The organism is Nonomuraea sp. NPDC052129, assembly GCF_040680095.1.
Classification (GTDB): Bacteria; Actinomycetota; Actinomycetes; order Streptosporangiales; family Streptosporangiaceae; genus Nonomuraea.
The window spans coordinates 78,905-93,142 of sequence record NZ_JBFAVX010000028.1 but is presented as its reverse complement, the minus strand read 5'-3'; the positions used below and the strand labels follow the sequence as shown (position 1 = coordinate 93,142).

12 protein-coding genes are annotated in these 14,238 nt (G+C 69.5%); 8 read left to right on the top strand and 4 right to left on the bottom strand.

The window, feature by feature from the left end:
- Positions 1 to 10: 10 nt before the first annotated feature.
- The 4 genes from AB0L53_RS42345 to AB0L53_RS42330 all read left to right on the top strand — a co-directional run bounded on the left by AB0L53_RS42345 (position 11) and on the right by AB0L53_RS42330 (position 3,318).
- The gene (locus tag AB0L53_RS42345) at positions 11 to 973 is read left to right on the top strand and encodes an alpha/beta hydrolase (protein ID WP_364007084.1); all 963 of its coding nucleotides are present in this window, start codon (positions 11 to 13) and stop codon (positions 971 to 973) included.
- Positions 970 to 1,689: an alpha/beta hydrolase gene (locus tag AB0L53_RS42340; RefSeq protein WP_364007081.1), complete on the top strand. Its 720-nt coding sequence runs from the start codon at positions 970 to 972 to the stop codon at positions 1,687 to 1,689. The genes AB0L53_RS42345 and AB0L53_RS42340 overlap by 4 nt, the downstream gene beginning before the upstream one ends.
- 207 nt (positions 1,690 to 1,896) lie before the next feature.
- Positions 1,897 to 2,148, top strand: coding sequence for an alpha/beta hydrolase (locus AB0L53_RS42335; protein ID WP_364007078.1), 252 nt, complete (start codon positions 1,897 to 1,899; stop codon positions 2,146 to 2,148).
- 114 nt (positions 2,149 to 2,262) lie between these two features.
- Positions 2,263 to 3,318: a ferritin-like protein gene (locus AB0L53_RS42330; protein WP_364007076.1), complete on the top strand. Its 1,056-nt coding sequence runs from the start codon at positions 2,263 to 2,265 to the stop codon at positions 3,316 to 3,318.
- Between the two features lie 21 nt (positions 3,319 to 3,339).
- On the opposite strand, the gene AB0L53_RS42325 is transcribed toward AB0L53_RS42330, so the two are convergent.
- Positions 3,340 to 6,135: an AAA family ATPase gene (locus tag AB0L53_RS42325; protein WP_364007073.1), complete on the bottom strand. Its 2,796-nt coding sequence runs from the start codon at positions 6,133 to 6,135 to the stop codon at positions 3,340 to 3,342.
- A gap of 456 nt (positions 6,136 to 6,591) precedes the next feature.
- Positions 6,592 to 7,821 (bottom strand): cytochrome P450, encoded by a 1,230-nt coding sequence (locus tag AB0L53_RS42320; protein WP_364007070.1) that lies wholly within the window; start codon positions 7,819 to 7,821, stop codon positions 6,592 to 6,594.
- Between the two features lie 186 nt (positions 7,822 to 8,007).
- On the opposite strand from AB0L53_RS42320, the gene AB0L53_RS42315 reads away from it, so the two are divergent.
- Positions 8,008 to 9,579 (top strand): hypothetical protein, encoded by a 1,572-nt coding sequence (locus AB0L53_RS42315; RefSeq protein ID WP_364007067.1) that lies wholly within the window; start codon positions 8,008 to 8,010, stop codon positions 9,577 to 9,579.
- A 50-nt stretch (positions 9,580 to 9,629) separates the two neighbouring features.
- On the opposite strand, the gene AB0L53_RS42310 is transcribed toward AB0L53_RS42315, so the two are convergent.
- Positions 9,630 to 10,883, bottom strand: coding sequence for a benzoate/H(+) symporter BenE family transporter (locus AB0L53_RS42310; protein ID WP_364007064.1), 1,254 nt, complete (start codon positions 10,881 to 10,883; stop codon positions 9,630 to 9,632).
- A 53-nt stretch (positions 10,884 to 10,936) separates the two neighbouring features.
- Here AB0L53_RS42310 and AB0L53_RS42305 point away from each other — a divergent pair, with 53 nt between their 5' ends.
- Complete coding sequence (locus tag AB0L53_RS42305) at positions 10,937 to 11,482, top strand: XRE family transcriptional regulator (RefSeq protein WP_364007061.1); 546 nt, start codon at positions 10,937 to 10,939, stop codon at positions 11,480 to 11,482.
- A 40-nt stretch (positions 11,483 to 11,522) separates the two neighbouring features.
- Here AB0L53_RS42305 and AB0L53_RS42300 read toward each other — a convergent pair whose 3' ends face one another.
- Positions 11,523 to 12,131, bottom strand: a complete 609-nt coding sequence (locus AB0L53_RS42300; RefSeq protein ID WP_364007058.1) for a dihydrofolate reductase family protein — start codon at positions 12,129 to 12,131, stop codon at positions 11,523 to 11,525.
- 153 nt (positions 12,132 to 12,284) lie between these two features.
- Here AB0L53_RS42300 and AB0L53_RS42295 point away from each other — a divergent pair, with 153 nt between their 5' ends.
- Positions 12,285 to 12,554 carry a GlsB/YeaQ/YmgE family stress response membrane protein gene (locus tag AB0L53_RS42295; protein ID WP_364007055.1) on the top strand — a complete coding sequence of 90 codons (270 nt, stop codon included), beginning with the start codon at positions 12,285 to 12,287 and terminating at the stop codon, positions 12,552 to 12,554.
- Between the two features lie 148 nt (positions 12,555 to 12,702).
- Positions 12,703 to 14,160, top strand: a complete 1,458-nt coding sequence (locus tag AB0L53_RS42290) for an LCP family protein (RefSeq protein ID WP_364007052.1) — start codon at positions 12,703 to 12,705, stop codon at positions 14,158 to 14,160.
- Positions 14,161 to 14,238 lie beyond the last annotated feature (78 nt).

Here is a 14,238-nt window from a genome sequence, read left to right as displayed (position 1 = left end):
AGAATTCCGCATGAACGACAACGTCCTGGAGCCTGCGGCGCAGGAGCTCGCCGAAGCGACCTCCAAGCCCCCCTTCCTGTACGAGCTGGGCCCCGACGGCGCCCGCAAGGTGCTCGACGACCTCCAGGCCGCCCCGGTCACCAAGCCGGACGTGGACGAGAAGTGGATCACCGTGCCGGCCGAGGTCGGCGACGTGCGAGTCCGGATCGTCAAGCCCGCCGGGACGACGGCTGTGTTACCCACTGTCCTGTACGTCCACGGCGGCGGCTGGATCCTCGGCAACGCCGGCACCCATGACCGGCTCGTACGAGAGCTGGCCGTCGGGACGGGCGCGGCGGTGGTGTTCGTCGAGTATGACCGCTCCCCCGAAGCCCGTTACCCGGTGGCGATCGAGCAGGCGTACGCCACCGCCCAGTGGATCACCCGGAACGGTGCGGACGAGGGCCTGGACGCTTCCCGGCTGGCGGTGGCCGGCGATTCGGTCGGCGGCAACATGACCGCCGCGCTGACCATCATGGCCAAGCAGCGCGGCGACGTCACCTTCGTGCAGCAGTCGCTTTACTACCCGGTCACGGATGCCGCCCAGGACACCGACAGCTATCGCGAGTTCGCCGACGGCCCGTACCTGACCGCCAAGGCCATGGCGTGGTTCTGGGACGCCTACACCACCGACCCGGACCAGCGCGCCGAGATCACCGCCTCACCCCTGCGCACCACCCTCGACGACCTGGCCGGGCTGCCGCCCGCGTTCGTCATCGTCGACGAGAACGACGTGCTGCGCGACGAGGGCGAAGCCTACGCGCGCAAGCTGACCGCGGCCGGAGTGCCGACCACCAGCGTCCGCTACAACGGCACGCTGCACGACTTCATGATGCTCAATCCGGTTCGCGACACCCGCGCGGCGCGCGCCGCCACCGCCCAAGCCATCGAGGTCCTCAAGGCCGCCCTGAACACCGGAAGGGCGCACTCATGAGCGAGCAGCCCGTCATCGTCCTGGTCCACGGCGCCTTCGCCGAATCGGCCAGCTGGAACCGCGTCATCCAGCGCCTGCACGGCAATCAGCGCACCGCCGTCGCCGTGGCCAACCCGCTGCGCGGTGTCGAGGGCGACGCCACCTACGTGCGTGACGTGATCGCCGGCATCGGACGCCCGGTCGTCCTGGTCGGCCACTCCTACGGCGGCATGGTGATCACCCAGGCGGCGGCCGGCAACCCGGCCGTGCGCGCCCTGGTCTACGTCGCCGCCTTCGCCCCCGAACCCGGCGAGAACGCGTTCCTGCTGTCCGGCAAGTTCGAGGGCAGCACCCTCGGCAGCGCGCTGGAGGCCTACCCGGTGGCCTCCGGCGGCAACGAGTTCCGCATCGCCGGGGACAAGTTCCACCACCAGTTCTGCGCCGACCTCGACGCCGGTGAGGCCGCCTTGATGGCCGCGACCCAGCGGCCGGTGACCGAGCGGGCCTTGACCGACGCCCTGACGGCGAAGGAGCCCGCCTGGCGTACCACCCCGTCCTGGTTCGTCCACGGCGAGCGTGACCTCAACATCCCGGCCGCGGCGCTGCGCTTCATGGCCGAACGCGCCGGTTCCCGCGGAACCCGCGAGGTCGACGGCGCCTCCCACGCGGTCGCCGCCTCGCAGCCCGACGCCGTGACCGCGACCATCCTCGACGCCGCCGACCAGGCGCAGGAGTGACACTCCCGTGCCCGCGATCCTCATCCACGGCGTCCCCGACACCCACCGTGTCTGGGCGGGCGTCCGCCGGCACCTGACGCGTAGCGACGTGGAGGCCTGGGACCTGCCGGGCTTCGGCGCTCCACGTCCGGACGGCTTCGGCAGCACCAAGGAGGAGTACGCCCACTGGCTGATCGGCCGCCCGGAGGGGATCAGGACAGCATTCTCATGCTCTACCGCTCCGCGGTGCGGATGGGCAGCGAGTGGGAACCCGAGCTGGCGAAAATGACCGCGCCCAGCCTCGTGTTCTGGGGTGCACGCGACCCCGCCTGTCAGGTCGAGTTCGCCGACGAACTGGGCCGGGCCATCCGGGCGGAAAACGTGATCAAGCTCGACTGCAACCACTGGCCGGTGCTCCAGAGGCCGGCGCAGGTCGCCGCCGCCCTCGAAGAGCACTGGCAGCGCCACCAATCCGCCTGATCCGGCGGCCCCATGGGCCGGCTGCCGCGCCGATGAGACCCCTACGGCACCGGCTCGTCTGCCGGCGATCACGCTGCGCGAAACACCCCTTCCGACAATGAAGGTAGGACTCTGATGACGAATCTGGAACCGCAGGGGACTGCCGCTGTTCCCGGGTCTGCACGGATCGACACGCTCGACAGTCTGCGTGAGCACCTGCAGTGGGCGATCGAGCTGGAACACGCGACACTGCCGCCGTACCTGTGCGCGCTGTACTCCCTCGACCCCGAACACAACCCCGAGGCAACCGAGGTGCTGGGCAGCGTCTTCGCCGAAGAGATGCTGCATCTGGCACTGACCGCCAACCTCCTCAACGCCGTCGGCGGCCAACCCCGCCTCGACACACCAGGGATGCTCCCGCCCCACCCCCGGAAACTGCCCCACAGCGACCTGGAACTGTCACTCCTCCCCTTCGGCCCACAAGCCCTGGAGATGTTCCTACGCCTGGAACAACCCGCACCACCCGACGCCCCCGCACAAGACGACCACTACCAGACCATCGGCCAGTTCTACGACGCCATCGAACAAGGACTACGCCACCTGTGCCGGCAACTCGGCGAGCAGGAAGTCTTCTGCGGCGACCCCGCCCGCCAGGTGACCGGCAGCCACTTCCGCCACACCGCGGGATCGCTGTTCGCGGTGAAGGATCTGAAATCGGCATTGGGAGCACTGGAAGAGATCGTCGAACAAGGCGAGGGCACCGCCCGCGGCGAAGTCTGGGACGGCGACCAGGACATCTTCCACCCCGATCGGGACGAGGTCGCCCACTACTACCGCTTCCAGGAACTCAAACTCGGCCAGCGCTACCAGCGCGGCGACACCCCACAATCCGGCCCCACCGGCGAAACATTCTCCATGAACCTCGCCACCGTCCGCCCCATGCGACACAACCCACAGCCAGCCGACCCGGGCAGCACCATCCGCAAGGCCCAGGACGAGTTCAACAGCACCTACTGCACCCTGTTGAACCAGCTGGAGCAGGCTTTCAACGGCGACCCGAAACTACTCTCGGTCGCCACCGGCACCATGTACGCGCTCAAGGCCCAGGCACTGGCCCTGATGGGGATGCCCGACGAGGACGGCACTGTGGCCGGCCCTACCTTCGACTACGTGCCACCGGAGTCCCGATGAGCGGGCGGGCTGCCGCGAGCATCACCGGGTGCCGAAGCCCGGTCCTTCTCCGGGGCTTTTGGCGATCGTCGCCGCCTGATCGAGCTCGGCGAGCGCGGCCTTCAGCTCGGCGCGCCCCCTGATGCCGAGCTTCATGAAGACCTTGCGCAGGTGGTACTCGGCGGTGCGCGCGCTGATGAACAGCCGGGCGCCGATGTCCCGGTTGGTGAGCCCTTCGCGCGCGAGGCGCGCCACATTGAGCTCCTGGTCGGTGAGCTGCGCCGCCGACCCGTGCGCGCGCACGCGCAAGGTCTCGCCGTTCGCCCTCAGCTCGCGCGCGGCGCGCTCGGCGAAGCCGTTCAAGCCGATGCCCGACAACACCTCGTACGCGGCCCGGAGCTGCTCGCGCGCATCGTCGTGCCTGCCCTGGCGGCTCAGCTCCTCCCCGTACAGCAAGCGGCAGCGCCCCACCATGATCGGAATCCGCTCGCGCTCGAAGCGCTCGATCGCATTCTGGTACAGGGCCTGGGCCTCGTTGCCCGCGCGCAACTGCGCCTCTGCCATGGTCAGCACGGCCAAGGCCCAGTTGGTCCCCACCGGCCGCGTGACGCTCGCCAGTTTCTCGAACGCCTCCTCGGCGAGCGTCCGCTCGCCGGTGTGTGTGGCCGCCTCCACGAGTTCGAGCAGCGTGCGCATCGCGTGGCTCAGCTCGTGAGTGTAGGGCAGCTCACGGCGACCGGAGGTCACCCCCTCGGCGAACCGCCCCAGGCCGTTGTAGAGGATGGCCTCCCCGAAGTTGACCGCGCTCAGCCCGTACCCCTCGCCCCGCGCGAGCGCGTCGGGTCGGATCTGCTCCGCCAGGCGCTCCGCCTCGTCGGCCTGCCCTCGGTAGGCCGCGAGGAAGAACCGCCCGTACTGCGGCAGCGGGTGGCCGGTGACGTCCTTGATGGCGTCGATCTCGTCGCAGGAGGCCTCGGCCGCGCCCAGCTCGCCGTCGACCGTCTGCGCCACCATCAGCAGGCTCAGGGCGATCGGCAGCACCGTCACGACGCCTTCGGCGCGGGCGAGCTCGACCTGCCGATCGGCGAGCGCGCGGAGCCCACGGGCGTCCCAGAGGTCCTGCGCGGCACGGGAGGCGAACCACATCCAGTGCAGTTCGAGAGAGTCCGGGGCCTGCTCGAGAAACGCGCGCTGCGCCCGGCGCAGGGTCTCGAGCGCGGCCTCCTGCCCTTTGGCGGCGAGCAGCGCCTGGCCGCGCAGGATCAGGTCCCGCGCACGGTCGGACTCCTCGCCGGCGGTCGCCTCCAGGATCGCGTTCGAGACGGCGGCCACCTGCTCGGCGTCACCGAGCCGGCCGCCGTAGATCGCGGCCGACAGCGCCTCGATGTAGGTGTCGCGGGCGAGCACCGGGTCGAGCCCTTCGAGGCCCTGCGCTGCGGCGAGGAGGAGCTGCGCACCGCTGCTGTCGCGGCGCAGCGCGTATCCGGCGCGAGCGCGCAGGCGGGCGACGAGCGCCTGTTGCAACGCGGTGAGGGGATGGTCGCGGGCAGTGTCGAGCAGGTGCAGGGCGGCTGCGGGCGCGCCCGCCTCGTGCTTGGCGACGGCGGCCGCGATCAGCCGCTGCCCGCGGCGGGCCGGCTCGGGCGTCAGCTCGGCCGCCCGCTCCAGGAACGCACCTGCGGCGGCCGCGCCGCCGCGGGTGCGCGCACGTACCGCGGACCGCTCGAGATCGGCGGCGACCTGTTCATCCGGGTGCAGCGTCGCGCTGGCGCGATGCCATGCCCGGCGATCCGGGTCGTGATCGACGCTGGTGACGTCGGCCAGCGCGGCGTGGACGCGCCGCCGGTTCTGCGGCGACGCAGACCGGTAGACCGCCGACCGTACGAGCGGATGGCGAAAGCCGACGCGTGTGCCGACGACGAGCGCATCGGCGTCCTTGGCGGCGTCGAAGTCCTCTGGGCCCAATCCCAGCGCCGCACTCGCCCGCCACAGTAGCTCGGGGTCGCCAGTCGGGTCCGCAGCCGCGAGCAGCAGCAGGAGGCGCGCCGACTCGGGCAGCGGCTCGAGCTGCGCGACCAGGCTCTGCTCGATGCGGCTCTCCAACGGCATCGCGCCGATGAGAGCGAACCCGCCGGCGATCTCGGCCGGGCTCAGCGACCGGGGCAGCTCCCGCAGCGCCAGCGGGTTGCCGCGCGCCTCCACGATCAGCTGGTCGCGCACCCGCCGGTCGAGGCCGCCGGGGGCCGAGAGGCGCAGGAGCTCACGCGCATCGTCGTGGCCCACCCCTTCGACGACCATCTGCCGAAGACCGGCGAACACCTCGTCGACCGTACGCATGGCGAGCACGATGACGATCCCCTCGACGTCGAGACGCCGGGCGGCGAACGCGACAGCGCGTGCCGACGCCTCGTCGAGCCATTGCGCGTCGTCGACGACGCAGAGCAGCGCCCGGTCACCCGCGGCCTCGGTGAGCAACCCGAGCAGTGCGAGCCCGACGAGGAACGGGCTGGGCGCGGAGGCCTGACGCAGGCCGAACGCCGCCTCGATCGCCTCGCGCTGCGGGGCAGGAAGGCGCCCGGCCGAGCTCATCATGTGCCCGCACAACTGCTGTAGGCCGGCGTAGGCCAGCTCCATCTCGGACTCCGACGCGACGATGCGCTCGACCCGGGCATCGGTCGTCACACGCGTCACCATGTGGTCCAAGAGCGCGGTCTTGCCGACGCCGGCCTCACCGGAGACGACCAGAGCGCCGCTGTGACCGGCGCGGGCACGGCCCACCAGCGCGTCCAGCTCCGCCAACTCGCGATGCCGTCCCCGCAGCGGCGTGGTCTCTGTCACGGTGCCACCTTCGCTGGGGGTTTACCGATATGTACTGCCTTGGGCGCCAAATCCTATCTGAGACATTAGCGATGTATGAGTGGCGACACGGGCCACGGGTCTTCAGCGGCGGAGTTTCCGGCCAGCTGGTCGAATGACCTTCCGGCAACGCTGAAGGCGGGAACCGAACCCGGTTCCCGCCTTCTCCGCTTTCAACGTGCGCTGGTGAACAGGAACGCGCAGTCCTTGGTCATGACTGCGGCGCCCGGCGGTCTCGCCGAGCTTCCAACTCCTCCGCGCTGACCGGGATCAGCATCGGCTGCCCGGGCGCGCAGAACATGATCACCACGAACGCCTACTCCTCCTCGGCGAGGTGGTTGCCGTCCTGGTAGTGGATCACGTCCCCGCCAGGCTCCGAGAACGCCTCACCAGCCCGGACAACCCGCAACGTCCCGAACAGTGCACCTGCCGGCCGCGCTACTCGACGACGCGCAGGTGCACGGGGAGCTCCTGGTGACCGTTGCTGATGAGGGTGGGTATCGGCCGCAATGCGGCGGCCGGTACCGCGAGTGACATCGCGGGGAAACGCTCGAAGAGCTGACTCAGGGCTTCCGCGACTTCGAGGCGAGCCAGAGGAGCGCCGAGGCAGAAGTGCACGCCGTAGCCGAACGCCAGGTGGTCCTTCACTTTGCGGGTGACATCGAAGGTGTCGGCGTCCGGCCCGTGCCAGTCCGGGTGACGGTTGGCGGCCCCATACGCGGCGAGGATAGGGTCACCCGCGGCGACGACCTGTCCGTCGGGCAGCTTGATGTCGCTCACGGCGAAGCGCAGCGGCAAGTACTTGATGGCGGGCTCGGCGCGAAGGGTTTCCTCTATCACGTCCTCCCAGGTGGCCTGGCCGGTACGAACGAGGTGGAGCTGGTCGGGGGACGTCAGCATCGCGAACACGGCCTGGTCGATGACGTTGACGGTCGTTTCGTACCCGGCGCTGATCATGAGAATCATCGTGTCGCGCAGTTCGACGTCGGTGAAGCCGATGCCGTCCGACTCCTCGTCGCGTGCCGCGATGAGCAGGGAGGTCATGTCGTCGCCGGGGTCGCCGCGCTTGGTGGCGATCAACTGGTCGATGGTCTCAAAGAGAAGTGCGGTGTTGGCCTGGGCCTGCGCAGGCGTGAGCGTGCTGTCGAAGACGTTGTCGACGAGCTGCCGGAAATCGTCGCGCTGGTCTTCAGGTACGCCCATCAGGTGGCCGATCACGGCGATGGGCAGCGGGTAGGCCAGTCGCCCGCGCAGGTCCACCACCTGGCCGGGGGGCACCGCGGCCAGGTCGTCGATCAACTCCGTGACCAGGGATCGGATGATCGGCTTGAGTTCGGCGATGCGACGCGCGCTGAAGGCGGGGGCGACCATCCGCCGTAACCTGCGGTGGTCGGCGCCGTATGCGGTGAGCATGCTCTGCACCTCGATCCACAGGGCGAGCGGCCACGTGCTGATCGTCTGCTGAAAGGCCGGGTAGTGAGCGCGGCCGTTCTTGGAGACATCTGGGCTGGTGAACAGAGTCTTGAGCAGGACAGGGTCGGTGACTGCCCAGGCGCGCAGGCCGAGGATGTCCACGGAGGTGGCCGCGCCACGAGCCCGCAGAGCCTGGTATTCAGCATTCCGGTCGGCACCGGTCGGATCGATGACGAACGGGAGAGGCTGGGACATGTGTCTTCTCCTTCAGGTCGCAGCACCGAAGCGGAGGGAAAGGGGCCTCGGCGACGAGTCGAGGCGCTACACACGATTGACCGGATAGCCCGGGCTATCCGTGACAGGAAGCCGGGTGTGACGTGCGTCTGATCAGAGGCGATCTCAGCGAAACAGCGGCCGGGTGCAATGCAGCACAATCCAGGCATGGATCTTGCCGCCCTGGCCGCCGTCATCGGCCCGCCGCCCCCTGCCGCCTTTCCCGTCGACTGGCCCGGCGTTGAACAGTGGCTCGGTCTCCGGCTTCCCGACGACTACAAAGAGTTCACCGAGAGGTACGGACCTGTGCTGGTCGGGGAGTGGATCTGGGTCGTGGTGCCCCATCACTCCGGCCGCGGCGGCTCTTACCGACAGCTCGACCAGCGGCATGGGCTGCAACGCGCCATCCGTGCCGCCGACCCGCCGGCTCACCCGTACGCCTTTCATCCCGAACCGGGCGGGCTCCTGGTGTGGGGTGAGTCGCGCGGAAGCGAGTACTACTTCTGGGACACCTCGGTCTCCACCGACCCGAACGACTGGCCGACCAGCATCTTCACCCAGCATTGGCCGAATGAGACGTGGCGGCTGGTGGACGCACCCATGACGGAGGTGCTCGCCGCGCGAGTGAGCGGCAGTCTGGATCTGGGAGAGGCCCTGCCCGCGGTGTCGCCTCCGTACGCCTGGGACTTCGCCCCGCTCGTACTTGAGGACGTGCCGGAGAGTGTCTCCTTCCCGGGAGTGCCGCTCGCCCTCGAGGTCGTCAGCCCGGCGGCGACGGTCGAGGCCACGGGCGTGCCCGAGGACTATGCCGCGCTTGTCGGCGAGTACGGCGTGGGGAGGCTGGCCGGCGTACTGCGACTGCTTGCTCCGGGGGCGCCGAAGGGCTTCGACGTGGATGCGGAGGCCGTGGTGAGCGAGCGGTTGCGTTCGCGGCGGGCGGCGGGCGAGCGGGTGGTCCCGTCGCCGATCGCGCCTGAGCCGGCCGGGTTGCGATTGTGGGGGGTGTTCGACGGAGGTGAGACGTGCTGGTGGCTTCCGGTCAGCGGCGAGCCGGATGAGTGGCCGGTGGTGCTGCTGGACGCCGACGGCCTGGGATGGCAGCGGCTGCCGTACGGCGCGTCGGGGTTCCTCGACCGGTGGCTGGACGGGCGGCTGGACCTGCCCGTGCTGTCGGTGTCGGCGGTGCCGCGTCCGCGCGTGCTGTACCCGCCGGGCATCGACCCCGCCGCTTCGGCCACGACTGTGGAGGAGGGGCCGCGAGACACGCTGGCGCAGTTGGCGACGATCATCGGGGAGCCGCGGACCGGTTGCCACACCTACGACTGGCCGACGATCGAGCGGTCGCTCGGGTTGCGGCTGCCGAGCGACTACAAACGGTTGTTCGAGATGTACGGGACGATTGGCATCAACGGCATCACGATCGGGCAGCCGGAAGATCTCCAGGAGCAGCACGAAGAGCAAGCCGAATATCTCGACTGGAGCGAAGGCGAGGCGATGCCCGTGCATCCCGCGCCAGAAGGGCTGCTGTGGTGCGCGAACACCGAAAGCCGCGACACCATCTGGTGGGACACCAGCGAACCAGATCCCGACCGGTGGACGATGATCTGGGACGTCGAATTCGACCGGCACACCTTCCCCGGCACCCTCACCGAGCTGGTGATCGCCGACCTGACCGGCAGGCTGGCCGATCCGCTCACCGGACTGGATCCGTCAGCTGACGGGCCCACGATGTGGTTCTGAGGGGCGAGGCCGGATCAATCGCCGAGAGCGTTCGTGATCTTCCCGTACCACTATGACGGCTGAGGCACCTGGCCCACGGGACGTTCCGCCCCGGTTTCCGGAGTAGATGACGGCGGTGGTCGCCTGTGCAGGAGGAGTGCGGTCAGGCCGCCCGCGACCAAGCCCCAGAACGCCGCGCCGATGCCCAGGATCGTCATCCCCGATGCGGTGACCACGAAAGTGACCACCGCGGCCTCCCGTCCCTCCGGCTCGGTCACCGCGCCGGCCAGCGACGAGCCGAGCGCCGGCAGCAACGCGAGGCCGGCCACCGCGATGACCAGCACGGGTGGGGACAGTAGCACCAGAGCCATGGCCAGGCCGGCGCCGAGGCCGAGCGTCAGCTGCCCGGCGCCGAGGGCCACCGTCGCGATCCACCGGCGGCCGGGGTCAGGGTGGGTGTCCGGGCCGGCGGTCAGCGCCGCGGTGATCGCGGCCAGATTGATGGCGTGGCCACCGAACGGTGCCGCCGCCGCGCTCGCCAGGCCGGTCGCGACGAGGACCGGGCGCACGGGCGGCTCGTACCCGTATGTCGCCATGACCGCCATACCGGGGACGTTCTGCGCGGCCATGGTGACGAGGAACAGCGGGATGGCGATGCTCACCACTACGGACAGGTTCAGCGTCGGGGTGGTCAACTCGACCACGGGCCGCAGCGACGCGCCGGACAGGCCGTCGCCGGGCCCGTGCACCGCGATGGCGATGACCGCCACGACGAGCGCGCCCGGAACGGCCCACTGCCGCAGGTACCGCTGTAACACCGCCCAGGTCAGGACGACGGGCACGGCCAGCAGTGGGATGTCGACGATGGCGCGGACCGGTGCGGTGCACAGGCTGAGGATGACGCCCGCCAGCATGGCACCGGCGATCGGACGCGGGATGGCGGCGATCGCCCGGGCCAGCCATGGCGACAGGCCGGCGAGGACGATGAGCCCGGCGCAGACGATGAACGCGCCGACCGCGGCCGGGAAGCCGCCGGGCACGGGACCGGTCGCCACCAGCAGCGCCGCGCCGGGGGTGGACCAGGCGATGCTGATCGGCATGCGGTACCGCAGCCCAAGGACGACCGCCACCGCCCCGATGCCGCAGCACAGGGCGAGCAGCCCGGACGCGGCCTGCCCCGGCGTCGCCCCGACGGCACGCAGTCCGGCGAGCACGACGGTGAACGAACTGGCGTAACCCACCACCGCACTGACCAGCCCCGCCACGACGGCCTGCACCCGCACGCCCACCACCCGCTCCATCGTTCCGTTTACGGAACGAACCATAGCCACGTGGCCAGAGTGGGACAAGTCCGGCAGAGGAATGCAAGGATTGCCGGGTGGACGGCCGTGACACGGAAATCGGGAGCCGGTTGCGGCGATTGCGGGAGGCCCGCGGCATCTCCCTGTCGGCGCTGGCCCGCAGCGCCGGCATCGGCAAGGCCACCCTGTCCGGTCTGGAACTGGGCACCCGCAACCCAACGCTGGAGACGCTCTACGCGGTGGCGGGAGCCTTGGGCGTACCGTTGACGGCCCTGGTTCTGGAGCCCGGCGCACCGCCCGCGGAGGCCGTCCACGTGCCCGGGGCCGCCGTGACGGCCACGCTGCTGGAGGTCTTCGAGGAACCGACCGCGACGTTCGAGTTGCTGCGCATGCGCGTCCGCCCCGGCGTCGTACAACACTCGCCACCCCACGCCCCCGGCGTGACCGAACACGTAACGGTCTACGCGGGCGTGCTGCGCGCCGGCCCGGCCGACGTCCCCCTGCTGGCCGCCCCGGGTGAGCACATCTCCTGGCAGGCCGACGTCCCACACATCTATTGCGCTGTCGGCCCAGACGAAGTCCTGGCCACCCTACTGATCCGCTCCCCCCGACAGACCCAGTGACACGGCGGCGGCGAACCGGCCGGGAGGCCGCTGTCGGCCTCTACTGCTCGTCCTGGGGCAGGTGCGTCTTGGCGTCGTCGTAGGAGGCGTCGGCGGCGGCCTTGGCGGGCCGGTAGACCAGATACAGCACCCCAGTTGCGAACGTCTCGGATTTGACCAGCTCCAGCGGGACCGTCGTGTCCCCCTCGTCGAACAACCGCTCGCCCTTACGAACCGCGATCGGATGCACCAGCAGATGCAGCTCGTCCAGCAGCCCCGCCTGCAACAACTGCCGGACCACCGAGACCGAGCCGCTCACCGCGATCCGGCCACCCTGCTCGTTCTTCAGCGCGGTCACGGCCTCCACCAGATCGCCCTGAAGCAGCTCGGAGTTGCGCCAGGTGAACTCCAACGGCTGGCGCGACACCACGATCTTCCGCGCCTCGCCCAGCGTCTTGGCGAAGCCGGCGTCTTCGCCGCCCTCCGCCTCCCGCTCCGGCCACGCTCCGGCGAAGCTGTCATAGGTCTTGCGGCCCAGCAGCAGCGTGTCGGCCATCTGGCCACCCACAGCCGCGCCCATCTCGTCGTTGAAGTACGGGAAATGCCACTCCGCCGGCTCCTCAACGACGCCGTCGAGAGAGATGAAGAGGCTTGCGGCGATCGTCCTCATGATGTTCCTCCTGGTAAGGACCGGTTTTCGATGTGCCTGTAGCCTCGCAGAGCCGACTTACGACTCTCTTAAGGTCTTCCTCCCGCCTGAGGAACCCTCTCTAGGAGGCGGTTCGTTGCCCGGATAGGTTGCCGACCAATCGGGAGTCTCAGTATGGAAGTCACCGGCATCATCTCCGGCCTCATCATCGGCATCGCCATCGGTGCTCTGGGACGGCTCGTCATCCCCGGACGCCAGCGCATCCCCATCTGGCTGACCATCGTGATCGGCGTCGTCGCGGCGCTCGTCGGCACCGCCTTCGCCGCCGCGCTCGGCGTGGCCGACACCCGCGGGATCGACTGGATCGAGCTCGGCATCCAGGTCGCCCTGGCCGCGCTGGGCGTCTCGCTGACGGTCGGCCTGTACGGCAAACGCGGAAAATAGGGAAGCTAGAGCGTCCCGGCCACGGGTTGTGCCCGTGGCCGTTCGCTTGCCAGGGAACCCAGGGAACCTCCGTCTAGGTCACCCCAAGCGTGGTGAGTTGCTAAATTCCCTACGCAATGAGGCATATGTTGCCTATGGGGGAGGTTGGATGCGCAGGTGGACTGCTCCATCCGTGATCGGCTGGACGCTCGCGTCGGTCGTCGTTCCGGGCGTCGCGCACTTTCTGGCGGGCCGTAAGCGTACCGGCATGATCATGATGGGCACCTTCGGCGTGCTGCTGATCGGTGCCGTGATCGCGCTGATCAACCGTAACGCGCTGGCCGGCCTGTTGCTCGATCCGACCTGGCTGGCCGTGATCACCGTCCTGTGCGTGGTCGGCGGGCTGGCCTGGGCCGGGGTCGTGATCAGCTCGTACATCGTGCTGCGACCCGCCAGGCTCGGCAAGTGGGGACAGCTCGGTACGGCCACGGTCGCGGGCGTGCTGTCGGTGACCGTGGCGCTGCCTTTCGGGCTGGCCGCCACGACCGCTCGTACCTCTGACGACGCGATCGGCAGCGTCTTCAAGTCCTCACCGTCCAAGCCGATCGATCACAAGGATCCGTGGCGGGGACGCGATCGGCTCAACATCGCGCTGCTGGGCGGGGACGGCGCCGCCTCCCGCAAGGGCGTGAGCATCCGTACCGACAGCATCAACGTGGTCAGCATCGATGTCCACACCGGCAACTCCGTGGTCCTGGCGCTGCCGCGCGAGTTGGAGAACGCGCCGTTCCCGCCGGGATCCGCGCTGGCCAAGCGGTTCCCGCCGCCGAAGAACTTCTCGTTGCCGCCGGGCCAGGGCCGCGGTTCGGCCGACCTGCTCAACGGGGTCTGGGCGTACGCCGACATGCATCCCGAGGTCGTCGGCCGCTCCGCCGACCGCGCCCCGGAGGCCGTCAAGGGCACGCTCGGCCAGATCCTGGGCCTCAAGATCGACTACTACATGCTCGTCAACATGTGGGGCGTGGCACACCTGATCGACGCCCTCGGCGGCGTCACCATCAACGTCGAGCGGGACGTCTGCTACGGCGTGGGCCGCTCCGACGGCGGCGTGGTCAAGGCCGGCACCCGTACTCTCGATGGCAACGAGGCCCTCTGGTACGGCAGGGCCCGCGACCATCCGGGCAGCACCTGCGCCGGCGCCGACAACCACACCCGCATGCTCCGCCAGCAGTGCGTGATGAGCGCCATGCTCAAGCAGCTCAACCCGGGCAACGTGCTCTTGAAGTTCAACGCGTTGGCCAAGGCCGCCAAGCAGACCTTCCTCACCGACATCCCGCGCGATCTGCTGCAGGACCTGGTGCCGCTCGCTCAGCAGGTCAAGGGCGCCAAGGTGGCCAAGGTGAACTTCGTACCACCCGCGTACAACCCGGCCTATCCCAACTACCCGCGCATCCGCAGGGCGGTGAAGATAGCCATCGCCCGCGCGGGCAAGGTCGCGACCCCATCCCCTACCAGTGCGGCTACCAGTACGCCCACCACCACGCGGTCGCCACGCCAGCCCGCCCAGCAGTCCGACCGGCTGGACACGCTGGACTCGTCATGCGTGCCCGCCAAGGCGAAGACCTAGCGGAGCGACTTCGCTCCTTTGTTAGCGAGATGCAAGCGGCGGCATAGAAGTAAGGGGAAAATTGTGGCGATTGGTACT

Excerpts from the sequence above, each read along its gene's own strand:
- AB0L53_RS42310 (WP_364007064.1), bottom strand. The coding sequence starts at position 10,883 with ATGGTTCGTTCCGTAAACGGAACGATGGAGCGGGTGGTGGGCGTGCGG.
- AB0L53_RS42345 (WP_364007084.1), top strand. The coding sequence starts at position 11 with ATGAACGACAACGTCCTGGAGCCTGCGGCGCAGGAGCTCGCCGAAGCG.
- AB0L53_RS42335 (WP_364007078.1), top strand. The coding sequence starts at position 1,897 with ATGCTCTACCGCTCCGCGGTGCGGATGGGCAGCGAGTGGGAACCCGAG.
- AB0L53_RS42290 (WP_364007052.1), top strand. The coding sequence starts at position 12,703 with ATGCGCAGGTGGACTGCTCCATCCGTGATCGGCTGGACGCTCGCGTCG.
- AB0L53_RS42330 (WP_364007076.1), top strand. The coding sequence starts at position 2,263 with ATGACGAATCTGGAACCGCAGGGGACTGCCGCTGTTCCCGGGTCTGCA.
- AB0L53_RS42300 (WP_364007058.1), bottom strand. The coding sequence starts at position 12,131 with ATGAGGACGATCGCCGCAAGCCTCTTCATCTCTCTCGACGGCGTCGTT.
- AB0L53_RS42340 (WP_364007081.1), top strand. The coding sequence starts at position 970 with ATGAGCGAGCAGCCCGTCATCGTCCTGGTCCACGGCGCCTTCGCCGAA.
- AB0L53_RS42315 (WP_364007067.1), top strand. The coding sequence starts at position 8,008 with ATGGATCTTGCCGCCCTGGCCGCCGTCATCGGCCCGCCGCCCCCTGCC.
- AB0L53_RS42295 (WP_364007055.1), top strand. The coding sequence starts at position 12,285 with ATGGAAGTCACCGGCATCATCTCCGGCCTCATCATCGGCATCGCCATC.
- AB0L53_RS42320 (WP_364007070.1), bottom strand. The coding sequence starts at position 7,821 with ATGTCCCAGCCTCTCCCGTTCGTCATCGATCCGACCGGTGCCGACCGG.